The sequence below is a fragment of the Microcoleus sp. Z1_A1 genome (genome assembly GCF_036700305.1).
In the GTDB taxonomy this organism is placed as follows: Bacteria; Cyanobacteriota; Cyanobacteriia; order Cyanobacteriales; family Microcoleaceae; genus Microcoleus.
Map to the genome: position 1 here is coordinate 1 of NZ_JAUBOR010000008.1, position 23,970 is coordinate 23,970.

A 23,970-nucleotide genomic window follows, 5' to 3' on the forward strand; every position below is an offset into this window, starting at 1 on the left:
CATGTAGATCGAATTTATCGAACCAGAGAAAATCGAGCGTGGTGCAAAGAAAGAGGGATTAGAATGAGTGGCCCCCCTCTAGGAAGGCCCCCGACAAATATCAGCAAGTCAACGAAAAAACAGGCTCAGTCAGACGAGAGAATTCGTAACTCAATTGAGGGAAAATTTGGAGAAGCCAAAAGAAGATTCAGCCTCGGTAGAGTGATGGCTAAACTTGGTAATACTTCTGAAACAAGCATCGCAATAACTTTTCTGGTGATGAATCTTTCTGCCCTGCTACGGCAGGCTTTTTGGCTTTTTTTCGGTCTATTTCACAACAAAAACCTTTTGTCATGTTTTTTGGCTTAAATCATTGGTAAAAGCTATGTTTCGCCATCACAAGATTGACACAACTTATATTGCCGATGCCAGCTCAAATTCACTCATCTTTCTAAATGCTGTTTTCTGACTTTTTCAGCAAGCCCTAAGTAGCTATCCAATCCTCTCGAAAAAGACAAGGTGGAAAAAGAAATCCGGTACTTTCCTATGGACAAGCTTCTCTAAAAGTACGGTTAGAGGCAGGGCTGTTTCAGGCTCCGTAGGGGCAAACCCTCGTGAAGAGTCCCGATATTTGAAACATCGATTTCATCGTCCGTGGGGGGGCGGGCACGGGGAGTAGGGGTCGCACAGCCCCTACTACAAAATCGCGATTTTCCTGAGAATGAAACCGCCCTGCGGTGAGAGGGGGATGCGGGATTATTTTTTTCCGAATCAAGAGAGTTAATGGCTACTTGTTGACATATTCATCTCAAACTCAAAACAACAAAGCCTGAGAGCAAATGCTCTCAGGCTTTTCTAGCGGGATTTTTAACTGCTTGTTGCATCTGGCGTGCTAGCTCAAGCAGAGGATTTGGTTTCTTCAGCTACTTGTTCGTTGTTGGGTAACTCCAGGCAATAACCAGCCCCGTATACGGTTTTGATGTACCGAGGATGGCGGGGATCGGGTTCCATCTTGGTTCTCAGGTGTCTGATGTGTACACGAATAGTTTCGATGTCGTCGTCGGGGTCGTAACCCCACACTTCTTTGAGAATTTCGCTGGGAGAGACTGTCTGACCGTGGCGCTGAAGCAAGCAGTGCAGCAACTCAAACTCTAGGTGGGTCAGTTTGACTGTCTGAGCGTACCAAACAGCTTCAAACCTTTCGGGGACAAGGGTCAGCGGGCCGTAATTCAGAATTTCGGAGTGTTTGGCAGCTTGGGGAATGCGGTCTGTGCGCCTTAGTAGAGCTCGCACTCGGGCTAGCATCTCTTCTAGTTCAAAGGGTTTTGTCAGGTAGTCGTCGGCGCCGGAGTTGAAGCCTTCTACTTTGTCTTGAGTTTGACTTAAGGCTGTCAACATCAAGACGGGAATGTCTGAGGTGCGCTCGTCACGCCGCAAACGCTGACATACGGTGAATCCGTCTACTCTAGGCAGCATGAGGTCTAGGATGATCAGGTCGGGGAGCAGTTGTATTGCTAGTGCCTGACCTTTGATGCCGTCTTCTGCCTGGGTGACTTCATAGCCAGCCATTTCTAGGTTGACGGCTACAAGTTCGGCGATCGCCGCGTCATCATCAATAACAAGTATCCGGGGCATCATTATTTATCTCACCGCTAACCGAATGGCAGATCCTACAGCCTTCTGGGGGTTCCAGGTAACTTTAACGAACAATTTTTTAATTTTAAGCTTCATTAAGGATTATAAGGTTGATTAAGAACTTTCGGAGCTCTGTAAATATTCTTGTACTTATTATAAGCGATAACAGCGCATATCAGAAAACTGTTTACTCCAAATCTGGCTGGGGGCAGATTTGGGGTGGGGAAGAACAGCCTTAACTTTTGCAGGGTGCGCCTAGGTCCTCACAGGCTCGCCCTAGCGGTAGTCCGCGTCTTGCATTACCCTGTTAACCGTTAACTGTAAATTTTTTAAGTTGGTTAATTTTGCTTATAAAATTTTTGTGTTTTTTGAGTGGGTATGGCTGGCTTTTTGGGGGGATTTACGGTATTATTAAATAATAATAATACAAGTAAGCTGTGGAGCATTTAAACCACTAACGATGTCAGTAGGGTGCGTCAGATATCGCTCGCTTCCACCGACAAGGGAAACGCGGAGGACGCTCCGCACCATACAATACTATTTTAAATACTCCACAGCTTATTTATAGAAATAATAAAAACTATTACCATTATTAAATAATGACATATAAAAGTCAAATAATCAATCCCGCAACCTGAAAAATTTTGGTCATTTTTTTGCCTGTTGGGCTAATTTTTTTCTCTGCTTGGAATCAGCAAAACAACCGATAACAAATGCTTGCATACCTACTGAGGGCGAGTTTCCGATCGAGCTGGCGGAGTATTTTGGTTGGGAACAGTCGGCTTAGAACTTAATTTTTGGAAATAAAGACTGCCGATGGTGGTTAAGAATATTGTGTAAGCCGCCGCTTGGACGAGATAAAGTCGCTCTCTGTATCCAAACAGTGCTTTGAGAATCACTCCTGGAAATTGTCGATCGGGCAAAATTTCTGCTGCATTCCACACCATCGGGCCTAAAATACAAGAGTGGACTGGTGCGAGGCGATCGTAATAAACACAAATCGCTGCATACTTGCTATTCATCTGCGACAAAATCCCAGCGGCTTGGTCAAAATGCTTGAGTGCAGATACTGCCAAACCTGCCACGATTAACAACAACAAAATCCCCATAAACTTGAAAAACAGGCGGATATCAATTTTGACACCCCACTTGAACAGTAGCGCGCCAATGATTGCCGCCCCAGTCAAACCGCCCAAAGCACCCAAAGCGGGACTCAAACCTTGTTGAAATTGAGCGCTGACAAATATAACTGTTTCAAAACCTTCGCGCAGTACCGCAATAAAAATTAAGCCAAATACGCCCCAGCCGGCATTGCTATTTTCTGTCAAAGCTGCTGTAACTGCTCCTTCAACTTCTGCTTTGAGAAAGCGAGCTTGCTGAGTCATCCAAATTAGCATCCAGCTTAGCATTGCGATCGCCACAATTCCCAATACGCCCTCTAATAGCTGTTTAATGACTGGTGCGTAAGGCTGCTCAGATGTTGATAGTGCTGCGAGCAATCCATTGAATATAACACCCACAATACCGCTAGAAGCAATGCCGACTGCGACACCTGCATAAACCCAAGAATTGAGGTTACTTTGCTCAGCTTTTTTAAGACAAGCTAGTACAATTCCGACTACTAAGGCGGCTTCTACGCCTTCGCGCAGGGTAACTATAAAAGTTGGTATGGCTTCACTAAAATTCATTTTTTATAATTAGGGGGCATGGTCATGGGGCATGGGTCATTGGTCATTGGTCATTGGAAATAACCAATAACCAATAACCCATAACCAATCACAATTAACTAATGATTAAATCAACTATAATCCCGGAGCATTTTTTTCAGTTCTACTTGGTGTAATTCTTCTTGCCCAATTAGATTTCGGGCATATTCTTCCAAATAAACGCTGGAGTTGGTCACGACTTCAAGTAAAGACTTATACTTTTTGAGGGCTTTTTTCTCGTGATTTAAACTTTCTTCTAACAAGTCTTTCACCGAGTGTTTGTAGGTTTCTTCGATGGGAGCAATTTTCTGACTGGGGTGTCCCTCTAAACCGGTGAGAATTTCTCCTGCTTGTTGGGCGTGGAGTAGAGATTCCGTTGCTTGTGCTTTAAAAAACTGCACGATGGGAATCCGGTTTGGCCCTGTCACCATTAGTGAATAGTGGGTATAGCGCACGACACCTGCAAGTTCCCATTCCATGATGGTGCATAGCAGTTCCTGGGTTTTTTTCTCGTCAAGTTCTTTCATTTGTTGTTTTAGAGGTAGAATGCCTTAGAGGGCGCTGTTTATAATAGCACATTTAAGTTAAAAAGGAAAAGTAAGGTGCTGATGGCGCAGCTTACCGGAGAGATGTTGTATGTGAGCTAGGGGTTAACTTCTAAGGTTCCTGTAGGTTCAAACACTACAGTAAATTTAGCGACTGGTGCTGCACTGTTACTGCTGCTAGTTTCGGAAGATTTGAGGAGATTTGGCAAAGGAGTTTCTTTGGTGTAATCCTTGGCTGGTTGATTGAGTGGCTGGAAATTGCCGTAGCTTGCGGGGCGGAACGCCATCGCCCCATCTTGACTTGTACTGACTCGATAGACTAGATTTTGATTGAACGTAGGGCTAATTTGCCAACTTCGATCGATGCGATCGTACAGTTTCAGAGTTAACTCATCTAGTTTTACGCCGTAATTTCTGCTGTCTGATTTGTTCCATCTACCGCCTAAACTTTCTGCTGGGCTGCTGATACAGGTACAGCTTGGAGAGTATTATCTGTAGCCCTACTTGCCATAGCCGTTTCAGTAGACATATTAGTGAAAGGTACAACCTCTGGAGACTTGTCAGACAAATTTTTGGGGTTGTCAACAGCTAAACTGGAATTATTTGCAGCCGGAAGCGGACTGTTACTCGCAATAGCTCGTTAGGCCACCCCTTAGCAACAGCATTAGCGGGATTTTGCCCCTCCATTGTCAAAGACTTGACATGAAAACCGCGAAACATTTATTTTTGGCTAACGCGCGGGAGCATCTGAATGAAAGCAGCCCAGCTAAAAATTGGAGTTTTGAGGCTCTCTTGCTGGGGGGCAGGAGGCAGGAGGCAGGAGGCAGGAGGCAGGAGGGAAGAGGAAGAAGAAGTGTTTTTACAAATATGAGATGTTCCCTAACGCGCCACATTGCGATGGGAAAAGTCAATCGATTTTAGATTTGAGATGTGAGATTTTAGATTAAAGCATTAACCCAGCCCAAAAACGGATACGCTGCCACGTACAGGAGTGGTGGAAAGATCAAAATTTTAGACCCTAGTTCAAGCTCCCAGATTTATCTGTGGGGTAAATCTAAAATCTAAAATCTAAAATCTAAAATCGACTGACTTGCGCGAGATAAATACGTTCGGCAAGTTTCATCGGATACAGGTTTTTTATTTCTGGACGGATGAATTCAGGACTTGTATCCTGGATGATTTCGGTCAAAAATTTAATGTAAGTTATTCTCAAGAGTGGGAATAAAACCAATTAGGGATTTTCAGTTTTTTCTTGATATTTTTTTTTAATTATTGCTTGAGCTTGATGGTAAATACATTTTGCAGGTTAATCTGTAAACAAACATTGATCCTTTTTATCAAAAAGCTTGAATGTGGGGGTCTTCGGTACAATATCCGAATAATTCTTCAGGATTATTTAATGTTGCATTTTCATCCTCAAAACTTTGGCTGTGAAGCCCGAATCTATGTCAAATAAGCGATCGCCCGCCGCAAATCCCCCGATCGCTCGATCGCATTAATGCCCCCAGAGGGGGTTTTAAATTTTAGTAAAAAATAGTTGACTAAAGAGTTGGAACTTCTCTCGTTAGGATACATCAATGCACATACCTGATGGTTTTCTTTCACCGCCAGTAGCCATTGCCACCGGCATAGCAAGCGCAGCAGCAATCGCAGTTGCCCTAAATCGAACCAGCGCCAGTCTTGGACTCCGACAAGCCCCAATTATGGGCTTAACTACAGCTTTCGTGTTTGCAGCCCAGATGATCAACTTTCCGGTAGCTGGTGGCACTAGCGGCCACTTGTTGGGAGGGGCGCTCGCTTCCGTCGTTTTGGGGAGCCCTTGGGCGGCAACTTTAGCGATGAGCACAGTTTTTATAATTCAAAGCGTCTTGTTTGCCGACGGGGGCATCACCGCCTTGGGAGCTAATATTTTTAACATGGGGCTAGTTGGCATTTGGGTGGGCTGGTGGCTGTTGCAGCCATTGCAGCAACTTTTGGGAGGTTCTAGAAATCGTTTGCCCCTAGCTGCGGGTATTGCCGCTGGCCTCAGCGTCGTGGCTGCTTCGATTAGTGTGGCGATCCAATTGGCAATTTCTGGTACTGTAGGGCTCAATATCGCATTGCCAGCAATGGTAGGGGTACATATTTTAATTGGGATTGGCGAAGGGGTAATTACAGGCGGCGTGTTAACTTATCTCGTCAAAGTGCGGCCGGATTTACTGCCGGGAGAACAGCCACAATTGCAGAAATGGATAGTGCCAGTAATCGGAGTTTTATTAATTTCCGGGGTGCTTTCACTATTTGCTTCAAGTTGGCCTGACGGGTTAGAAGCGGTAGCCGAAAAATACGGCTTTAAAGATAAAGAAGCTGTGGCGATCGAAAATCCCACTCCTTTAGCAGATTACACAGTTAAAGGATTAGAAGAACAGCCTATTGGTACTAGCATTGCTGGACTTTTAGGGTCTGCCTTCAGCTTCGGCGCGGCTTTTGGGATTGCTCAGTTGGTGGTAAAACCTAAAGATGTCTAAACTCTCCATACCTTTTCGATTGCGAGTGTCTCTCACAATTGTGATTGGCATGGGTTTTCTGAAGACAGGCGCTTGGCTGTGGCTGGGAATTTATGGGGCGATCGCACTTTTTTGGTCGTTTTGGCTCAGGGCTCCGGTGCGAACCCTAGCGCAACTGTTGGGAGCAGAATTGATTTTTCTGTCCTTATTAGTGCTGCCCCAAGGTTGGGAACGCGCCAGTTTTTTGTTGCTGCGTTCCCTAATTTGCCTGCTAATTATGAACAGTTTTCTGCTAACTTTGCCACCCCACAGTTTCGGAATCGCCCTCAAAGGATTACCCCTACCAGCAGGTTTGCAAGAAATTGTACTTTTAACAGGACAATACTTAGAAATCCTGCTGTCCGAAGTCAACCGCATGAAAATATCAGCCCAACTCCGGGGCTTGTCGGGTACCGGAGGATGGCTGCGCTACGCCAGTGCTTCCATGATCGGAGCGCTTTATTTGCGAAGTCTCGATCGGGCAGAAAGAGTACACGCAGCAATGCTAATTCGCGGGTATCAAGGAGCTGTACCTGCCGAATCAAAATCAACACCAAAAGAGCGACTCTGGCTGACAGTAGCAATTGTAATGGCAGCCGGATTAACAATAGCTTCTTATGGTAAGTGGTAATTTAGAAGGGGCAATTGGTAATTGGTAATTGATTAATTCATTCCTCTACCTTTTGCCTTCTCCCTTCCCCTCTCTGCGCCCTCTGTGCTCTCTGCGGTTACATACTCTTAATCCTAAAATCGAGGCAAATAAAACTTGAGTAGACTAAAATCTGTGCCAACAATCGAAGTAGAAAACTTAGTATTTGGCTATCCCGATCAAAAGCCAATATTGCGGGGAATTTCTTTTAGTTTGCAACCAGGAGAAAGAGTGGCTCTACTCGGCCTGACAGGTGCTGGTAAAAGCACTTTACTCGAAAACTTGATCGGATTAAAAATCCCTCAAGCGGGCGAGATTAGAGTGCAGGGAAAAAAGTTGGAAGAGGCGACGTTATCGCAGGCGCGCAGGCAGATTGGATTTTGCTTTCAAGATGCTAACGACCAGCTATTTATGCCGACTATTTTAGAGGATGTCATGTTCGGGCCTCGCAATTACGGAGTGCCGCCGGGAGTGGCGCGCGATCGAGCTTTAGCCCTATTAGACGAATTTGGTTTAGTAGAATTTGCCAACCGTTCGGCCCACGAACTTTCGGGAGGTCAAAGAAGATTAGCAGCCTTGGCAGCAATTTTAGCATTAGAGCCGGCAATTTTAATCTTAGATGAGCCGACGAACGGACTCGATCCCTCGTGGCGGCGTCATTTGGCGTCTGTTTTGTCCCAATTGCCGATCGAGGTAATTTTGATTGCTTCTCACAATTTGAATTGGATCGGTAAAACGACTCAAAGGGCGTTAGTTTTGGCGGATGGTGAGATAAAAATTGACAGAAAAACCCAAGATTTGCTGGCAGACAAATCAACTCTCGAATATTACAATTTGCCACCAGATTGGTAATTAACTATTGGTCATGAGTCATTACATAAAGCAGTGATAACCAACCACAAGCGATGGCAACGATTGGGTGGAATTACAGGCAATATATATCTGTAATTACAGGTCGAATTTGCGGACGGCTTCATTGTACAAATGAATAGCTAAATCGCGTATAATTTGTTCATTTTGAAAATCACTTCCTAACTTCTGTTTGGCAATTTGAACACATTTTTTCATCAAGTCTGACGAACTTTCGATGTGAAGTGCGATCGCCCTTTGCTTTTCTTCAAAGCCGACCTCGATTTCCGCCAGCCTTTTGACCGATTGACAATTCGCCGATTGCTCTAAATTTGCCGCCATTTTTTCCTGCTTTCTCCTTTGGACTTCCTCGGAAAAACCCGCAGCGATGAGCCCCGCAGGTAACGCAAAAATTCCAATTCCCAAAAATGCTAATATTGCTCCTAACAATTTTCCTAAAGGAGTGATTGGATAAATATCACCGTAACCGACAGTAGTTAATGTCACAACTCCCCACCACATTGCATCGGGGATGCTCGCAAAAGTTTCGGGATGCGCCTCGTTTTCAACAAAATACATGACGCTAGAGGCAAATATTAAGAGAATAAAAACTGCAAATGCAGTGGCAATTAACTCTTCTTTTTTAGCGTACAATACTGCTCCCAGAGTTCTGAGCGATTCTGAATAGCGACTCATTTTTAGCAAGCGCAACAGGCGCAAAACACGAATTAAGTTAACGAAGTTAAAACTAGGAAATAACAGCAAGAAGTAAAAAGGTAAGATTGAAATTAAATCAATCAAGCTTAGCGGTGTAAGAGCATATCTCAATCTTCCCCAAAGCGGGTGGCTGTATTTGCGATCGACTGTAGAAACCCATAGCCTCAAAATATATTCTATTGTAAATACTAAGGAGGAAACAATTTCGATGTTTGCCAAAAGCGATGTGTGTTCTGGCGACAAGGTGGGGGAAGTAGAAGCAATAAAAGCTGCGACGTTAATCAGAATCAAACAAGTTATGAAAACATCATCTGCTAAACTGTATAAATTGCTTGACTCTGAGGTTTCTAAGATTTCATAAATTATAGTTTTGATTTTTTTAGGCATTGGAGTTTGTCCTAAGAATTTAGCAATTAACGCTCGCGCTTCACTACAGTATAAGCAATGAAATTCCCAAAATTAAGCAGGAGTTGCCCTCAAGCTAAAAAATTGTGTTCTTCAGAGAGGCTCTTGTTACGAAATTCAATATTTTTCATGGAAAGTGGGTTGTTTGGGGCAACGGTATTCTAGTAAAATTTAGAGTTGATCTGGAAAAAATTTCCAACTATTACTGGGTTTGCAGGCAAAAATCATGAAGGTAGCCGTATTCAGCACCAAATCCTACGATCGCACATTTCTGGAAGCAGCGAATGTCGGCGGCAAACACGATTTAGTTTTTTTTGAACCGCGTCTGAACCTGGAAACCAGCGTTTTGGCTGCTGGATTTCCGGCCGTTTGCGCGTTCGTGAACGACTCCTTGGACGCGAAAACGCTGCTTAGCATTGCCGAAAAAGGCGTCCGCTTGCTGGCCCTGAGATCCGCCGGATTTAATCACGTCGATTTAGCAGCAGCGAAGGATTTAAATCTAACTCTGCTGCGAGTTCCGGCTTATTCTCCCTACGCAGTGGCCGAACACGCAGTCGCTCTGATTTTGTCCCTCAACCGCAAAATCCACCGGGCCTACAACCGCGTCCGCGAAGGCAATTTCGCCCTAGACGGCTTGTTGGGTTTTGACCTTCATGGCAAAACGGTGGGAATCGTCGGAACAGGCAGAATTGGCGCAATTACTGCCCAAATTTTGCACGGATTCGGGTGTCGCCTGTTGGGATACGATGTTTACCAAAACCCAGATTGCCTCGCCCTAGGCATGGAATACGTCGCACTCCCGGAACTGTTCGCCACCTCTGATATTGTCAGCCTGCACTGTCCGCTGATACCGGAAACTTACCATTTAATCGGTGCAGAGGCGATCGAGCAAATGAAACCAGGGATGATGCTGATCAATACCAGCCGCGGTCAGTTGATTGACACTAAAGCTGTCACCAAAGCACTGAAGTCTGGTATAATTGGCTACCTAGGCTTAGATGTTTACGAACAAGAGACGGATCTGTTTTTTGAGGATTTGTCAAATCACGTTATTCAAGACGACGTTTTTCAGCGCTTGCTGACTTTCCCCAACGTCCTGATTACCGGACACCAAGCTTTTTTCACCGAGGAAGCTTTGAAAAATATCGCCGAAACCACGATCGGCAATATCACCGACTTTGAACAAGGACGCCCTTGCCCGAATCAAATCGACCTCTCTCAAGTGAAAAAATGAGTCAAAAGACCGATTTGGCAGCGAAGGCAATTGTTTAAAATCAAGTCATATCATTATTTTTGCTTGCAATTTGTGAAACTCTGCCTTAGTCTCATCAATTAGTCCCTGCAGCGCGGATGCTGTGCTAATTGCCGGAGAATTCTACTGGCAGCAATTCACAGCCTGCAATTTTACCTGACAACGGAGTAAGTATCCAATGACACAAGCTAACTTTTCGGACGAGACACAAACAATCACTGAAGTGGTGACAGTAGATCTGGTTGAGGACAAACCGGGGGTCATGACTACAGTGACAACCACAGAAACAACGGCCGGCCAGTTCCAAGATATTAAAGACCAAGTTATTACAATTTTGTCGGAACTTCCAGCCTATCTCTCTAATTTTTTTGCTGACTACCAAAAGCCCCTCATCACAGTTGGTTTAATCCTGGCAGGCGGTATTAGTATTAAGGTAATGCTGGGAGTTTTAGGTGCTCTTAATGATGTCCCTTTGGTAGCTCCAATTTTTGAGTTGATTGGCATGGGATATACGGGTTGGTTTGTTTACCGCTATCTGCTCAAGGCTTCTAATCGCCAAGAGTTGTTAACGGAAATTGATTCTTTAAAAGAACAAGTTGTAGGTAAAGATTCTTAAAGGGGTGTTGAAGGAAGAGGGAAGAAGGAAGTTCGGCAACGGATGTAACGGATGTCAGGAAGAAGGAAGAAAGAGGATTTTTCCCACTCTCCTCTTTCCTAATCTCCCACTCCTCCCTCTCCCCCTCTCCCACTCTCCCAATCTCAATTTGGATGGCAAACTTGTTGCAAAGTGGCGGTAAAGTCGGGGTAGGAAATGGCAGCAGCTTCTGCCCGGTGAATGTTAGTAATACCTGTGGCGTTGAGGGCTGCGATCGCCAAACTCATGGCGATTCTGTGGTCGGTGTAGCTGTCAACATCCGCGCCCGTCAAAGGAGTTCCCCCGGTAATTTCTAAACCGTCAGGTAACTCGGAAATTTGGGCTCCCATGCGGTTGAGTTCGGCAGCAGTCACCGCCAGCCGATCGCTCTCTTTGACTCGCAACTCGGCCGCATCTCGAATTATTGTAGTACCGGAGGCAAAGATCGCCGCTACTGCCAAAATCGGGATTTCGTCAATCAGTCGGGGAATTAAGTCGCCTGCAATGGTGCATCCCCGCAATTGGCCGGAACTACGAACCAAAATATCCGCTACAGGTTCCCCAGCCGCCTCTCGCTGATTTTGCAGTTCAATATCGGCGCCCATCATCTCCAAAGCTTCCAAAATGCCTGTACGAGTTGGGTTGACGCCGACATTTTCGACTACGAGCTCGGAACCTGGGACGATCGCCCCAGCAACTAGCCAAAATGCCGCCGAACTAATATCCCCCGGTACAATCACATTCTGCCCTTGCAGTTGTGTCGGCCCAGTGACTGTCACGCTACAAGTTTCTGGATCGACGCTCAATTGGGCTCCAAACGCTCGCAGCATCCGTTCGCTGTGATCCCGCGACAGAGCGGGTTCTGTGACTGTAGTTTCTCCCTCCGCCATCAAACCGGCGAGCAAAATGCAAGATTTAACTTGAGCCGAGGCGATCGGAGAATGGTAGTGAATCGGTTTTAACTGCTGTCCCAGTATCCCTAAAGGAGCTAAAGAATTACTTTTTCGCCCCCAAATTTGCGCTCCCATTTGTTGTAGCGGTTTAATGACGCGCGACATGGGGCGCGATCGCAGAGAACTGTCACCCGTTACCGCATAAAAACGCCCCGGATGAGAGGCTAAAATTCCCAACATCAGCCGCATCGTCGTGCCGGAATTACCCGCATCCAAGACTTCCACAGGCTCCTCTAACTCGCCAATTCCGACGCCCGTGACTGTCACCCGTTCCGCGTTGAGTTCAGAAACTTTGGCTCCCAAGAGCGAGAAACATTTAGCCGTGCTGCGGGGGTCTTCTCCTAGGAGCAGTCCCTCAATAGTAGTTTCACCTTGGGCGATCGCACCCAACATCAAAGCTCGGTGAGAAATCGACTTATCGCCCGGAACTCGAATCCTCCCCACCAGCGACAAGCCCGATGCCGGTTTTTGAATGCTTAAAGTTTGGCTTTTGTCAAGAAGCGTAGTAGTTATAATGTCAGCTTGCATTGAGATAAACTAGGATTGGATGGCGTTAGCTATCCTACCTTTTTCTCAGTCCTAAGTCAGTCGTCTTTTGTACGGGCTGAGGGTTTTTTCCCAATGTGTCCGGTTAACTTAAAGGCTGATTAAACTCGCCCGGAGACTCCGCTGTCAGTTGTCGGCGACACGGGAGTGCGGACGCAACGGCACGGATTTCACATTAATTTCACAAATATTATCCGTGTATCTGCTTAGATTTCATCTCCAGCTCTGAGTTATCGACCAGATGATTGAATTGTGACTAAACAATTTTAGATTTTCGATTGCGAGTTGTAGATTTTTCATTTTGTTAAGCAAAAGCTCCGGAATTTGGAACCCAGCCAATCTAAAATCTAAAGTCTAAAATCTCAAATCTCAAACTGCCCGATCCACCACAACTCCTAAACTTTTATTTATGCTGACCCATCACCGCAAGCCTGTAAGTTTATCGCTCGTCTCCACAGATTTACCTTTGTGGTCAGTCGTTGAAACCGCTGCTACGCTTTATCAAAAAGACCGCGAGCGCTTTCACTTGTTGTTGCACGAACCAGCAATAATCGATCGCGAATTTTCCGACGGTTCCAACGAATCTGCCGAGCCAGTTACAATCTTACCCCCAACTACAAAACCCCGGTTGCTCTGGCTAGAAGTTTCGCCCTATCGAGTCATTATGACGATGCAAGGAAACGGCAAATACAGTTACCGCCACTGCTGGGAACGAGGAATGTACGGCCTGAGCCGTTATTGGCTTCAGGGCGAATCGCTGGCGACTCCCGAACAGTTGCGACTCCGCAACTTCACTCGCAACTTGACCCTGACAGGAAAGCCGGAACCGGATCACTTGCAGTTAGAATACGAGTTGTGGTCGGAGAAAGTGCAACTCGGTCGCTATATTTTGAATCTAGAAATTCATCACTAAATTGGGTAATTGCAAAGGGGTAGATAGTAGGTGAAGGCGACGCATTCCTCAAATTCCTTCACCCCCCGTGGGTTGTTGGGGTTCGCGTGGCAATCTCAAAATACAAAACTCTTAGCCTTTAGCGATCGCCCTTACAATAATTAATCAGTTTGCTAGTCAAAGCGTCTTGATTTGCGGCTGCTTGATTCGCCTGTTGGCCGGCTCTAATAATATCTGCTTGAGCTGTTTGGATTTGCTCTCGACCTTCTATACTTGTAGAAGCGAGATTTCCAGCCTGAAGGCTTTTGCTTATGTCGCCGAGTGCTTGACTAATTTCCTGGAAGGATTTAACCGATGGCTCCTGAATTTCTTTGAGGGTTGGATCTGTTATTCGCAGAGCTTGAAGTTCATTCGCTATTAGGTTCAAATTTTTAGCTAAATTGTCGGTCGTTGCAGCATCGTTGCTGTCTTTATCAACATCAATGAGAGCGTTGCCTTTGTTGACAATTTCAGTAAATTTAGTACACTGGACAGTTCGACTCTCGCTGCAACTAATCGTCAGCGTACAGCAAGCAACAACTATCAGCAGGATGGCAATCTGTTTGCGAAAAAAGTACATGAACCCTCGGTTGCAAAAAAAGTAGATTCTGGGATTTTGTCGTAGAGTGCGTCACTCGATTTTCGATTTTCGATTTTCGATTTACTTGCGACATTGAATCAAAGGAGCTGGAACTTTGGTCTAAAATTAGGGATTGTCCACAAGGCGAGTGTACGCGGCACAGTATCCGTTTTTGGGTGTGTCAGCGGGCCGATCGATATATCGACTGTCGAACAACTTTCGCGGCATTCAAACACGCTCTACTAAGCTAAACTACGTACCTGTTTAGGAACTATGGTCAAAAACAGCAATAACCTAAAGAAGGGAAGCATTTGGGGATATCTTACCCTGCTTTTGCCTATTTCCTTGACGGCGGTTGCCAGTTTCGAGTCGGGAAGGATGTTTTGGGCGATCGCCACCACAGCGGGCGTTGCTTGGGCTTACAAGCTCTATCAGCAGCAGCAAAAAAATAAACTCGCTCATTTAGACTCGGTTTTCTATAAGTTGATCAAGGAAAATCAAGGGCGAGTTACGGCTTTGGATTTGGCGATGAATGCAAAACTGCCCGGAGAAAAGGTTCAAGAGTATCTCGACGAACGAGCCTCTGAGTTTGCCGCAGATTTTGAAGTGACGGAACAAGGCGGAATTTTGTATTATTTTCAAATAGCTCCAACTGTCAATCAAAGCGAAACAGCTAATGCGGCAATAGCTGTTCAAGAGCCTCCCACAAATCGGGAAAAAACACAAGAGAAAAAACCAAATTTATTCCCCATTGCTCAAACCAAGACTCCTCAAAAGCCCAAAATCTCTTTTACCCAGACGGAACTATCCCGCAGGTTCAAAGTTCACGCAAGTACGATCGGCAAGTGGAAACTTAAGCCGGAGTTTGCTCAGTGGAGCCGCGAAAAAGACCCGGAGAATATCGCCTGGGAATATTCTACAGAAAACAAGCGATTTTATCCCAAAGATTGACGTATTGACTAATTGACTGATTTGGGTTATCTTCAGTGAAAGTTGAAGTTTTTTTGAAATTAAAGGCAAAGCAAATGCAGCAGCACCAGAACCGAGAACAGCTCCCGCTAGATCGGATATTTCTGGGAAATTGTCTGGAACTTCTGAGCAGCTTGCCAGATGAATGCGTTGATTTAGTAGTATCCTCTCCTCCCTACAATTTGGGCAAGGAATACGAAACCAAGCAAGCTCTCAATATTTATTTAGAAGAACAGAGAATTGTGCTCCAAGAGTGCAGCCGAATTCTCAAAAAATCAGGTTCGCTGTTCTGGCAAGTCGGTGCTTTCTCCGATCGGGGTACGCTAATTCCGCTCGATATTCGCTTCTTTCCAATTCTAGAATCCTGCGGGTTAATTCCTCGGAATCGAATTATCTGGGGGAGACAGCACGGTTTGCACGGCAGAAAGAAATTCTCATGCCGCCACGAGACAATTCTTTGGTTTACTAAATCCGATGAATATATATTTAACTTAGACGATATTAGAGTACCGCAAAAGTATCAAAATAAAAAACATTACCGGGGATCTCGCAAAGGCGAACTTTCATGCAATCCTGACGGGAAAAACCCAGGCGACATTTGGATGTTCCGCAACGTCAAACACAACCACGAAGAACAAACTATACATCCCTGTCAATTTCCCGAAGACTTAATAGCTAGAATTGTCTTGACTACAACGGTGAAAGGTAATGTTGTTATCGATCCTTATATGGGTTCGGGTACGGCGGCCGTTGTAGCTAAAAACTGCGATCGGCATTTTATCGGTGCAGAATTGGATCTAAAATATTATCAAGTTGCGCTGCGTCGTTTAAGCGGGGAACCGGACGAGCGCGGCTATTTCCCCAACTTAAAAACTCTGCGGGACTATGTAGAAAAAACCGGACAGCCAATAGAAGGATTTCGGTTTGACGTACAAGTAGGTAAAAAACCAACTGAACGCAGCAAAGCAAAAATATATCCCGAAGAGTATCACTTAGAAGAAATGGAGAAACGCTTGCTCTATGAGGAAGCTGCTTTTGCTGCGGATATTCGGGGAAAAGCTCCACCAGTAGACCTCAAGCTAAATGGCAACGGTAAGAAAACGCTGAATTCTACTAAAATTGGAGAGCAATTAGAACTTGAGCTGTGGAGCTAGTATATCATTTTTCAAATAATCCGAATAGAACTGCGACTGCGGGGCGAGCGTCCTGAAATTATTTGACATTCACACTCTTGCTGAGTTACTATTGTCCTTGATGTTCGAGCGCTGTAAACAGTCAATTTTGCAGGTACTTTTGTATTCCTTTGGTTGAATAAACACACTATTCTGAGCGGTACATTAAATAGAGAGGCCGATAATACTGTTAACTGATTCACAGCTTGCTCGTAGTAAAGGCTGCTATTAGCAGCAGGAAACATTTGTGCTCTTGTAACTATAATAACAACCTTAACGGGCTGTCCTGTCAGAGGCGTCTTAGTGTTGAAAAACAATTGCGATCGCACAGTATTGTTTAATAGAAGTGCATAGTGAGAAAACTGAACTTCTACAATCGCACCAGCAGAGCCAAAGTCAACATCTGTTCCCAAAAATCGATATATCGGCGGAATCTTGATTTTCGCTAGCCATCCAAGTTTGAGCAACTCAGTTTTGATGTATTCATTGGTTGCTACAGTATCGAAAACTGGAGCGCCCAGAAATCCAGCTTGAGCTGAAGGTTTTATGTGCAGTGGCATAGCAGCAAGTACGCTGCTGATTTGGTTCCATTCCGCGCTACAGTAGTTACTGATGACAGTGTTTGCTTCATTGAAATCCGTAAATTCAATTAAAATAGCATAGCCTCTTTTTTCCTATGTCCAAAACAACCTTGCGAGTAGTCGCCCGCCTCGCAGCCTTTCCCGACAAAGTAGCAGAACTTAAATCTCTGCTGCTGAGCATTATAGAACCAACTCGTAAAGAAAAAGGGTGCATCAAATACGAACTCCTGCAAAATCAAGCCGATCCCACAGATTTTACCTATGTTGAAGAGTGGGAAAGTGCTGATTTGCTCGAACTACATCTCGGTTCAACTCACATTCAAGACGCCGTACAGAAATTAGACGGTTTGGCCGTTGGGCCTCCAGATATCCGCCGCTATGAATTGCTAGCTTAATCGGGTTTTTATAGCAATTTGATTAATGTGTGTGAAATAGCTTCTATTCCCCCAAAGTTTGCGGCGAACCCTACCTACATATATAGGTTCTGCGTAAGTCCAATTCTACTCACATCTTGCCCTATTCTCGCTGAACAGGCTTTTCGGCCTGTTCCACAAAGAGTAGATTTTCTTGTGGAACAGGCCGAAAAGCCTGTTCAAAAAAGGATTTAGGTTCTGCGTAAGTCCAATTCTACTCACATCTTGCACTATTCTCGCTGAACAGGCTGAAAAGCCTGTTCAAAAAAGGATTATTGACAATGGTGCAAAATCTTAGATTCTACTAACTTCGGAAAAATTTATGACATTAGCAACAATAAAACAGTTATTTATTTATCCAATTAAAGGGCTGACACCGCAAGAAATGTCGGAGTTTGCTTTAACAGCAGGACACGGAATTAAGGGCGATCGAGCTTTTGCCTTAATGTTTGCAGATAATCTGGAAGCTGCAAAAAAGCCCGCAGATAATGTGCCTTGGATGAGCAAAAAAAATTTTGCGGTTCAAAACGATTGGCCTCTGTTAGCAGCTTTAGAATGTGATTATCAACCGGAAACTGCCGTTTTAACAGTCAAGCGTCAAGGAGTTGCAGTGTTATCCGCAGAAACAAACACAGCAGCGGGGCGCGATCGCATCGGCAGTTTTTTCACAGAATATTTGGCAGCAATTGAACCCACAAAAGAAGCGAGACACCCGCAGTTTGCACCTTTGCACTTAGTCGGCGACACCAGCGGCGAAACTCGTTATCCCGATCGAGAACCCGTACACATTTCTTTACTCAGTCAAGCCACATTAGACCAATTAACAGAAATTGCTGTTCAAAACATTGACGTGGGCCGATTTCGCCCGAACATTGTGCTAGAAGGTATGGCAGCTTGGTCAGAATTTGAGTTGATCGGAAAACAGTTTCAATTAGGAACAGCGCGTATAGAAGTTACAGCACGAATCGGCCGCTGTGTCAATATAGAAGTGAATCCAGAAACGGGCGATCGGGATATTTCCCTACTCAGTTTACTGCAAAAGGAATTCGGTCACGCACAAACTGGAGTTTTAGCCAAAATTATCAACAGCGGCACAGTTAAAATCGGCGATGTTTTGACTGCTGTAAAATAGTAGGACTTACGGGCGGGCTCTTCGGCCCAACCCCTACTTCCCACAAGAAAACTCATTATTTGTGGAACAGGCATCTTGCCTGTTCATGAGAATATCTTGGCTGTTCCTGAGAATGGTGCAAGATGTGAGATGCACCTCTCAAGGATTGCAGCTTACCTGAATATCTTAACTCATCCTGCTTGCGGCACCCTCACCTTATTACCAATCAAATTCAGAAAACTCGCTCCAAAATGTTGAATCTCCAAAAAATTAGCATAGGAAGGAGTTGACTTGTAAACTCTAAAAGTCCGCATAATTCCTAAAGTCGCCGCACTTTCCAGGGGGCCGATAAAGCTAGTATCTCTATCCAAAAAATGAGACTGCTTAGCCCAGTGTGCCATCTGTTCTGCATTCAAAAAGTAGCAGCCGGAATGAGGATTCAACGCTCGCTCAAAAGCGACTGTTTGTTCCATGATTTTTCCCTTTAACTGCCGCTGCTCCTCCACATTTTGAAACTTAGCAGTAGCTGTTGCTGCTAAATCACCATCAATATATGCTTTAAAAACCGCGCCTTGAGGCGCTATTTCATAGCGATTAGGTTGCAGCAAATTCCCATTTCCTCCGTGATGCGTAAACCACTTTAATTTACTAAAAAACCACGGGTCATGCAGAACTAAATCATCTTCCAAATAACAGAAATAATCGTATTTGTTAAGACAGGCTCGCAAAACTGCTTGACACTCAAACCCCAACAGCAGCGGTTCGCATTTGGTAGCGTGGTGCATAAAACATCTGGGCTGCACTGGCAGTTGAGGCAACAGATGATAACCTTGAGTAGTGCAAACAACAATGTCAATTTCGTGCTGTTGAGATTGATTTGCTGGGATAGTTGCACATTCGCTAATGTCAATCATGGACTGAGATTTGCCGTACAAAGCTTGCAGCGATGTCACGCAAGCTGTTAAAGCGTTTAGTCGTGGTTGCGGATCATTTCGCTGGGAAGCGTGTTTTCCGTCGCCGCTGGGATTGTAAAAGTGAGCAATAGTGAATAGAATTCGCATTGGTGTGGAGTAACAATTAGAAATTAAACAATAAAACAGAACGATCGCACAATAGCCTATAAATCTTACCGCACTTAGTCACCAAATAACTCCGGCAGGCGATCGCGCAACTCAGCATTTAAACGCGGCAACTCGTCCCGCATCTGTAAGTACCAATCTCGGCGCTGTCGGTAGTGCCCGCACAGCAAGCGGTTGTCGCGCACCCATTCGTAAGCATTCGCGGCTATTTTCCTGCGCCGAGAAGTGTCAGATATCAGCGAATTTAGTTTGGTTTCAAACTCTTTTTCATATCTATAAATCAATCCCGTTTCACCTTCGACAATAGAATGTTCGTACACAGTGGGACTTGCCAGCACCGCTACTCCCCGCGCTGCACATTCAATAAATTTTAAGTCAGATTTCGTTTCATTAACCGGGTTGGAAACAAGCGGTAGCAAAGCTATATCGCAACTGTACATAATTTCTTGATACCGTTCGTAACTGCAAAAGGGTTCAAATTCTTTTTGCTGTATTTCCAAGGATTCAAAAAATCGGCGGTCATGGATTACTTTAACTCGAATCCGGTGCTTGTGTGCGACTAAAACTCGATTGAGCGCTGCCATAATCGGCTGCCAATCTTTTTCGCGGTTGAGCGCACCAAAAAAAATTGTGACTGTATCTTCTGCCGGATAAATTCGCGGCGGAGGTAGATAGGCTAATTGATTGGGAAATACGGCAACATTTGGATTGTATTGGCGCAAAATTTTTGCTAGCGGTTCTGTCGAAGTTTGAACGCAGTGACAGCCGCGATAGCTGAGGTAATTATTGTCGGCGTATTCGCGGCGACGGATGGGATTGTCGTCAATTTCAGCTACTATTAAATAGCCTTGTTGCAGGAGTTCTTTGATTTGGGGAATGTACGCGGGATATTGCATGATTGTCCGCTGCCAGATGAAGACTTTTTCTTCTTCCGGCAGCGGCGGAATTAACTCGGCTTTTTTCACGCCGGATACGGCGCGGACACCGGGAATTGTAGCGCTAAATTTGTCCGGTTCCAAAACTCGCACACGATCGCACCCTGTAGGAGCCATAATGATAGTCTGAATCAGCAGTCTGCGCGCAGGTACGGTCGATTTTGTCGATCGCACGATATAATGTTCAGCACCGGTTTCCGTAGCAAAACTGCTCGATGTTAGCTCTAAAGCCTGTACCATTGGATGCAGCAATTGCTGAAACTGGACAAAATTTTCGGTTTTGTGTCCCTTCCCTTGAAATTCATAAACCTGCAATCCGGCTTGAGCAAATAGTGATTTAATACTTTCTAGGGTAAACCAGTGCTGCATCTTGTTGTCGGGATTCTCCCACTGTCCCCGCAACAGATTGACAATTCGCCGCCAGTATTGAACATTAGGGATTCTAGCGAGAATTTGCCCCTCTGGATTCAGCAAAGAATTGTACTGCTTGAGAATATCCCAAGGATTTTTAAAGTAGGGTAGCAAGTCGCCAAAAACCAAACAATCTACGGTTCCTGGGGCGATGTCAAGACTTTCGAGGGCAATTTCTTCAATATCGGCTACCGTCACCCAGTTTAGCCGATCGACCGCTATTTTAGCTTTTTCTCGATCGCATTCAATGCCAATATACTGACAATGGGGATTGATCAGCTTGTACTGTTCGCCCGTCGAGCCCATACCGCAGCCAATTTCAACAATGACTTTAGCATCCGGCGGTAGCAGCTTCAATAAGTCGTGGTTGACGCGATCGATCACTTTCTCTAAAATTCCTGATTAGTTGATCGTAAAATAAAACAGAGCCACCCATGCCGACAGACAACCAGCCGAAGGTTAGCATTGCGATGCCAGTATACAATGGCGATCGGCACATTTGTCAAGCACCCTATTTTCTGTTGCCAACCCTTTCTATTCCCTCTCTTCTCTTCCTCTGCGTTCTCTGCGCCCTCTGCGGTTCATTTAATCTTATTCACCCATCATACAAGCATTCCTATATCTTAGCAAAAATTGAGCAAAATTATAATTCATTCTCAACCCCTACCCTCATTCAGCGCGATAGAAAAACTCAATTAATTCGGCTTTTTCCCAAAAAAAATTAACCCAACAATTTGCTAAATACATTAGAAACTATGAACCCTAATCTAGGAATGAACATCGCCGGCTACATCAGCGGCGAATTTGGCATAGGAGAAGGTGTCCGAGCCAACATCAGAGCCGCAGAAGCAGCCAACATTCCCTTCATTATCAACAATTTTACCCGCAGTCCCCACCGCAAACAAGACACCACCTATCAAAACTTTAGCCAAGACAATCCCCATCCCGTAAACTTAATTCAAGTCAACGCCGATGAAGTTGCAACCTTTATCAAAGATAGAGGTTCCAGCTATTTTGAAAACAAATACAATATCGGATTTTGGGCCTGGGAACTTCCCGAATTTCCCCCAGAATGGCAGCCAGCATTTAATAACTTTCACGAAATATGGACTTACAGCAACTATTGCGCCGAGGCAATTTCCGCAGTCTCGCCAATTCCCGTCATCAAAATCATGCCCAGTATTGCTCTCCCCGCACCTTCCCTGAACAGAGAAGCACTGAATTTACCTAAAGATAAATTTATTTTCTTGTTTGTATTCGACTTTTCCAGCCGCATCGAGCGCAAAAATAGTTTAGCGACAATTCAAGCATTTAAGCAAGCTTTTGGCGAAGATAACAGCGTATTATTGGTCATCAAATCTTCTAATTCAACCCAACATTTAGAACAGCAAAAGTTATTAAAGTCTGCTATCGCCAATTGTTCAAATATCAAACATCTAGACGGGTATTTGTCCAAAAATAAACTAAACGGTTTGCTGTACAATTGCGACTGTTATGTATCCCTGCACCGCTGCGAAGGATTTGGCTTAACAATGGCTGAAGCCATGTTTTACGGCAAACCCGTAATTGCCACCGGCTATTCATCAAATACAGAATTTATGAATGTCGGCAACAGCTATTTAGTCAAGTATAAGTTAATCCCAATTGAGCAAGATTGCGGGCCTTACAAAAAAGGCAATGTTTGGGCCCAAGCGGATGTCGAACACGCTGCGGATTTAATGCGGTACGTCTTCAACAATTACCGGGAAGCTCAACAAATTGGAGCGATAGCCGCTGAGGAAATTAAGACTTTACTCAACCCCCAAGTTACAGGGAATAAAATTAGAAAACGTCTCGAATATATTGCCGAGATTACCGATAACTTTCAAAGCATACCTCTGTTAGGAACAGCCAAAGCGAAGTCTGCCAAAATTAGGGCTAACTTGCCGCCATCACAGCAACAAAGTCAAGCAAAAGGAGAACTGCCAAACGAGCAGCCGAAGGTTAGCATTTGCATTCCGACATACAACGGAGAAGCATTTATTGGGGAAGCAATTCAAAGTGCTTTGGCCCAAACCTACGCTAACATAGAACTGATTATATCCGACGACGGCTCCACAGACCGCACAATTGCGATCGCCCAATCATTCCAATCACAAACCTCAGTCGATTTCCGCATCATACTGCACCGCAACTACGGTTTATCACAAAACTGGAATTTTTGCATCTCTCAAGCAACAGGTCAATATATTAAATTTTTATTTCAAGACGACTTGCTCGCACCAGAATGTATTGAGAAAATGGTCGCACTCGCCCAACAAAACTCAGAAATAGGTATGGTTTTCTCCCCGCGCGGCATCACCATCGCTGACAATGAATCTAACCCGATTTTGCGCGGAGCTTCCCAATCAATTAAAGATTTGCACAAAAGCTGGTCGAATTTAAAATCTATTCAGCCAGGAAAAGAATTACTCGCAGATACTAAATGCTTGAACAACCCGATAAACAAAATTGGCGAACCGAGTACCGTCTTAATTGCCGCGCGAGTCTTTGAAGAAATAGGATTATTTGATTCGGGATTATCTCAGTATGTAGACTTAGATATGTGGTGGCGAATCATGGGCAACTATCATATCGGATTTGTAGACGAAAAACTGTCCTCACTGCGGATTCATCCCGAACAACAAACTTGGAAAAACTTCGCCGCTGGGGAAAATCATAAGGATGTAGTAAGATTTTATAAAAAACTACTAAATAGTCCTGATTACAGTTTCCTGGATCAACAAATCAAACAGACAATCCGCCATAAGTTGGCATTGAGAACCCAGCCGAGTTTATCAGAATTATCACCACTGCTCGATCAATACAATAAATTCCCCTCAAAACAGCCTCTTCTCGCGCTGCGCCCCTACCGCCAACAGCTAGCTGAGTATTGGCTGAATTTGCCAGCGGAAAAATTAGAAATTGCTTACTCGAAAGACATGGGGAAGGCTCATAAATTGCTACTAGATAGCGCCCTAAAAAATGAAACTTTAACTGAGTCAGAACAACGTTTTGTCCAGCAGTTATCCTCGAAACTTGCTGAAGGAGGGGAAATTGCCGAGAAGATGCAATATCTCCTCGCAGCGATGCTGTACCGCGACGCTTATCAGTTGCCGATTGAGTATAAAAATGCAGCGATTCCCCAGTGGTTTTTTGACGATTTTCTGAAATTCCTATTTCAGTCACCGAATTATTTTCAAAGGAGAGGTGGAATTGTCAAGAACGGGCAAGATGCCCGTTCCACACAAGATGAATTTTCTGGTGGAACAGGCATCTTGCCTGTTGGTTCCACAACAGATGAATTTTCTGGTGGAACAGGCATCTTGCCTGTTGGTTCCACAACAGATGAATTTTCTGGTGGAACAGGCATCT

24 protein-coding genes are annotated in these 23,970 nt (G+C 44.7%); 12 read left to right on the top strand and 12 right to left on the bottom strand.

Annotated features, from left to right (window positions below):
- The coding region (locus QT973_RS07145) for a transposase (RefSeq protein ID WP_333053328.1) at positions 1–348 on the top strand (348 nt) is incomplete at its 5' end.
- A 528-nt stretch (positions 349–876) separates the two neighbouring features.
- On the opposite strand, the gene QT973_RS07150 is transcribed toward QT973_RS07145, so the two are convergent.
- The 6 genes from QT973_RS07150 to QT973_RS07175 all read right to left on the bottom strand — a co-directional run bounded on the left by QT973_RS07150 (position 877) and on the right by QT973_RS07175 (position 5,440).
- The gene (locus QT973_RS07150) at positions 877–1,614 is read right to left on the bottom strand and encodes a response regulator transcription factor (protein WP_333053479.1); all 738 of its coding nucleotides are present in this window, start codon (positions 1,612–1,614) and stop codon (positions 877–879) included.
- A gap of 725 nt (positions 1,615–2,339) precedes the next feature.
- Entirely contained in the window at positions 2,340–3,302 is a 963-nt protein-coding gene (locus QT973_RS07155) for an FTR1 family protein (RefSeq protein ID WP_333053329.1), read from the bottom strand.
- 110 nt (positions 3,303–3,412) lie between these two features.
- Positions 3,413–3,847, bottom strand: coding sequence for a ferritin-like domain-containing protein (locus QT973_RS07160; protein WP_333034807.1), 435 nt, complete (start codon positions 3,845–3,847; stop codon positions 3,413–3,415).
- 116 nt (positions 3,848–3,963) lie between these two features.
- Positions 3,964–4,152 carry a hypothetical protein gene (locus QT973_RS07165; protein ID WP_333053330.1) on the bottom strand — a complete coding sequence of 63 codons (189 nt, stop codon included), beginning with the start codon at positions 4,150–4,152 and terminating at the stop codon, positions 3,964–3,966.
- 155 nt (positions 4,153–4,307) lie between these two features.
- Positions 4,308–4,433: a hypothetical protein gene (locus QT973_RS07170; RefSeq protein ID WP_333053331.1), complete on the bottom strand. Its 126-nt coding sequence runs from the start codon at positions 4,431–4,433 to the stop codon at positions 4,308–4,310.
- An 875-nt stretch (positions 4,434–5,308) separates the two neighbouring features.
- Positions 5,309–5,440, bottom strand: coding sequence for a hypothetical protein (locus QT973_RS07175; protein WP_333053332.1), 132 nt, complete (start codon positions 5,438–5,440; stop codon positions 5,309–5,311).
- A 2-nt stretch (positions 5,441–5,442) separates the two neighbouring features.
- On the opposite strand from QT973_RS07175, the gene QT973_RS07180 reads away from it, so the two are divergent.
- The 3 genes from QT973_RS07180 to QT973_RS07190 all read left to right on the top strand — a co-directional run bounded on the left by QT973_RS07180 (position 5,443) and on the right by QT973_RS07190 (position 7,891).
- Entirely contained in the window at positions 5,443–6,372 is a 930-nt protein-coding gene (locus tag QT973_RS07180; protein WP_333053334.1) for an energy-coupling factor ABC transporter permease, read from the top strand.
- Positions 6,365–7,021 carry an energy-coupling factor transporter transmembrane protein EcfT gene (locus QT973_RS07185; protein ID WP_333053335.1) on the top strand — a complete coding sequence of 219 codons (657 nt, stop codon included), beginning with the start codon at positions 6,365–6,367 and terminating at the stop codon, positions 7,019–7,021. Before QT973_RS07180 ends, QT973_RS07185 begins: the two co-directional genes overlap by 8 nt.
- Positions 7,022–7,156: 135 nt before the next feature.
- Positions 7,157–7,891 carry an ABC transporter ATP-binding protein gene (locus tag QT973_RS07190; protein ID WP_333053336.1) on the top strand — a complete coding sequence of 245 codons (735 nt, stop codon included), beginning with the start codon at positions 7,157–7,159 and terminating at the stop codon, positions 7,889–7,891.
- Positions 7,892–7,987: 96 nt separating this feature from the next.
- On the opposite strand, the gene QT973_RS07195 is transcribed toward QT973_RS07190, so the two are convergent.
- Positions 7,988–8,992 carry an ion transporter gene (locus QT973_RS07195; protein ID WP_333231339.1) on the bottom strand — a complete coding sequence of 335 codons (1,005 nt, stop codon included), beginning with the start codon at positions 8,990–8,992 and terminating at the stop codon, positions 7,988–7,990.
- Between the two features lie 244 nt (positions 8,993–9,236).
- Here QT973_RS07195 and QT973_RS07200 point away from each other — a divergent pair, with 244 nt between their 5' ends.
- Together QT973_RS07200 and QT973_RS07205 are read left to right on the top strand one after the other, a co-directional pair.
- On the top strand, positions 9,237–10,244 hold the full coding sequence (locus QT973_RS07200) for a 2-hydroxyacid dehydrogenase (RefSeq protein ID WP_333053338.1): 1,008 nt from the start codon (positions 9,237–9,239) through the stop codon (positions 10,242–10,244).
- Between the two features lie 196 nt (positions 10,245–10,440).
- The gene (locus QT973_RS07205; protein WP_333053339.1) at positions 10,441–10,878 is read left to right on the top strand and encodes a CAAD domain-containing protein; all 438 of its coding nucleotides are present in this window, start codon (positions 10,441–10,443) and stop codon (positions 10,876–10,878) included.
- A gap of 143 nt (positions 10,879–11,021) precedes the next feature.
- Here the strand turns inward: QT973_RS07205 and aroA are convergent, their stop codons facing one another.
- Positions 11,022–12,377 carry a 3-phosphoshikimate 1-carboxyvinyltransferase gene (gene aroA, locus QT973_RS07210; protein WP_333053340.1) on the bottom strand — a complete coding sequence of 452 codons (1,356 nt, stop codon included), beginning with the start codon at positions 12,375–12,377 and terminating at the stop codon, positions 11,022–11,024.
- 427 nt (positions 12,378–12,804) lie between these two features.
- Between aroA and QT973_RS07215 the strand changes: the two genes are divergently transcribed.
- Positions 12,805–13,308: a hypothetical protein gene (locus QT973_RS07215; protein WP_333053341.1), complete on the top strand. Its 504-nt coding sequence runs from the start codon at positions 12,805–12,807 to the stop codon at positions 13,306–13,308.
- 118 nt (positions 13,309–13,426) lie between these two features.
- Here QT973_RS07215 and QT973_RS07220 read toward each other — a convergent pair whose 3' ends face one another.
- Positions 13,427–13,906 (bottom strand): hypothetical protein, encoded by a 480-nt coding sequence (locus QT973_RS07220; RefSeq protein WP_333053342.1) that lies wholly within the window; start codon positions 13,904–13,906, stop codon positions 13,427–13,429.
- A 273-nt stretch (positions 13,907–14,179) separates the two neighbouring features.
- Here QT973_RS07220 and QT973_RS07225 point away from each other — a divergent pair, with 273 nt between their 5' ends.
- Both QT973_RS07225 and QT973_RS07230 read left to right on the top strand, forming a co-directional pair.
- Positions 14,180–14,857: a hypothetical protein gene (locus QT973_RS07225; protein ID WP_333210393.1), complete on the top strand. Its 678-nt coding sequence runs from the start codon at positions 14,180–14,182 to the stop codon at positions 14,855–14,857.
- A gap of 35 nt (positions 14,858–14,892) precedes the next feature.
- Positions 14,893–16,029 carry a DNA methyltransferase gene (locus tag QT973_RS07230; protein WP_333053345.1) on the top strand — a complete coding sequence of 379 codons (1,137 nt, stop codon included), beginning with the start codon at positions 14,893–14,895 and terminating at the stop codon, positions 16,027–16,029.
- A gap of 11 nt (positions 16,030–16,040) precedes the next feature.
- Here QT973_RS07230 and QT973_RS07235 read toward each other — a convergent pair whose 3' ends face one another.
- On the bottom strand, positions 16,041–16,607 hold the full coding sequence (locus QT973_RS07235; RefSeq protein WP_333053346.1) for a hypothetical protein: 567 nt from the start codon (positions 16,605–16,607) through the stop codon (positions 16,041–16,043).
- A 116-nt stretch (positions 16,608–16,723) separates the two neighbouring features.
- On the opposite strand from QT973_RS07235, the gene QT973_RS07240 reads away from it, so the two are divergent.
- Together QT973_RS07240 and QT973_RS07245 are read left to right on the top strand one after the other, a co-directional pair.
- Positions 16,724–17,023: a putative quinol monooxygenase gene (locus QT973_RS07240; protein WP_333053347.1), complete on the top strand. Its 300-nt coding sequence runs from the start codon at positions 16,724–16,726 to the stop codon at positions 17,021–17,023.
- 340 nt (positions 17,024–17,363) lie between these two features.
- The gene (locus QT973_RS07245) at positions 17,364–18,173 is read left to right on the top strand and encodes an MOSC domain-containing protein (protein WP_333053348.1); all 810 of its coding nucleotides are present in this window, start codon (positions 17,364–17,366) and stop codon (positions 18,171–18,173) included.
- A gap of 170 nt (positions 18,174–18,343) precedes the next feature.
- Here QT973_RS07245 and QT973_RS07250 read toward each other — a convergent pair whose 3' ends face one another.
- Both QT973_RS07250 and QT973_RS07255 read right to left on the bottom strand, forming a co-directional pair.
- On the bottom strand, positions 18,344–19,213 hold the full coding sequence (locus tag QT973_RS07250) for a calcium-binding protein (protein ID WP_333210387.1): 870 nt from the start codon (positions 19,211–19,213) through the stop codon (positions 18,344–18,346).
- Between the two features lie 74 nt (positions 19,214–19,287).
- Entirely contained in the window at positions 19,288–20,961 is a 1,674-nt protein-coding gene (locus QT973_RS07255) for a methyltransferase domain-containing protein (RefSeq protein WP_333391029.1), read from the bottom strand.
- 371 nt (positions 20,962–21,332) lie between these two features.
- On the opposite strand from QT973_RS07255, the gene QT973_RS07260 reads away from it, so the two are divergent.
- The coding region (locus QT973_RS07260; protein ID WP_333391031.1) for a glycosyltransferase at positions 21,333–23,970 on the top strand (2,638 nt) is incomplete at its 3' end.

Bases quoted from the DNA above. Each gene is read 5' to 3' on its own strand.
- QT973_RS07200 (WP_333053338.1), top strand. From the start codon at position 9,237: ATGAAGGTAGCCGTATTCAGCACCAAATCCTACGATCGCACATTTCTG.
- QT973_RS07235 (WP_333053346.1), bottom strand. From the start codon at position 16,607: ATGCCACTGCACATAAAACCTTCAGCTCAAGCTGGATTTCTGGGCGCT.
- QT973_RS07180 (WP_333053334.1), top strand. From the start codon at position 5,443: ATGCACATACCTGATGGTTTTCTTTCACCGCCAGTAGCCATTGCCACC.
- QT973_RS07215 (WP_333053341.1), top strand. From the start codon at position 12,805: ATGCTGACCCATCACCGCAAGCCTGTAAGTTTATCGCTCGTCTCCACA.
- QT973_RS07225 (WP_333210393.1), top strand. From the start codon at position 14,180: ATGGTCAAAAACAGCAATAACCTAAAGAAGGGAAGCATTTGGGGATAT.
- QT973_RS07175 (WP_333053332.1), bottom strand. From the start codon at position 5,440: ATGTATCCTAACGAGAGAAGTTCCAACTCTTTAGTCAACTATTTTTTA.
- QT973_RS07195 (WP_333231339.1), bottom strand. From the start codon at position 8,992: ATGCCTAAAAAAATCAAAACTATAATTTATGAAATCTTAGAAACCTCA.
- QT973_RS07185 (WP_333053335.1), top strand. From the start codon at position 6,365: ATGTCTAAACTCTCCATACCTTTTCGATTGCGAGTGTCTCTCACAATT.
- QT973_RS07150 (WP_333053479.1), bottom strand. From the start codon at position 1,614: ATGCCCCGGATACTTGTTATTGATGATGACGCGGCGATCGCCGAACTT.
- QT973_RS07205 (WP_333053339.1), top strand. From the start codon at position 10,441: ATGACACAAGCTAACTTTTCGGACGAGACACAAACAATCACTGAAGTG.
- QT973_RS07220 (WP_333053342.1), bottom strand. From the start codon at position 13,906: ATGTACTTTTTTCGCAAACAGATTGCCATCCTGCTGATAGTTGTTGCT.
- aroA (WP_333053340.1), bottom strand. From the start codon at position 12,377: ATGCAAGCTGACATTATAACTACTACGCTTCTTGACAAAAGCCAAACT.
- QT973_RS07160 (WP_333034807.1), bottom strand. From the start codon at position 3,847: ATGAAAGAACTTGACGAGAAAAAAACCCAGGAACTGCTATGCACCATC.
- QT973_RS07165 (WP_333053330.1), bottom strand. From the start codon at position 4,152: ATGGCGTTCCGCCCCGCAAGCTACGGCAATTTCCAGCCACTCAATCAA.
- QT973_RS07250 (WP_333210387.1), bottom strand. From the start codon at position 19,213: ATGCGAATTCTATTCACTATTGCTCACTTTTACAATCCCAGCGGCGAC.
- QT973_RS07155 (WP_333053329.1), bottom strand. From the start codon at position 3,302: ATGAATTTTAGTGAAGCCATACCAACTTTTATAGTTACCCTGCGCGAA.
- QT973_RS07245 (WP_333053348.1), top strand. From the start codon at position 17,364: ATGACATTAGCAACAATAAAACAGTTATTTATTTATCCAATTAAAGGG.
- QT973_RS07240 (WP_333053347.1), top strand. From the start codon at position 16,724: ATGTCCAAAACAACCTTGCGAGTAGTCGCCCGCCTCGCAGCCTTTCCC.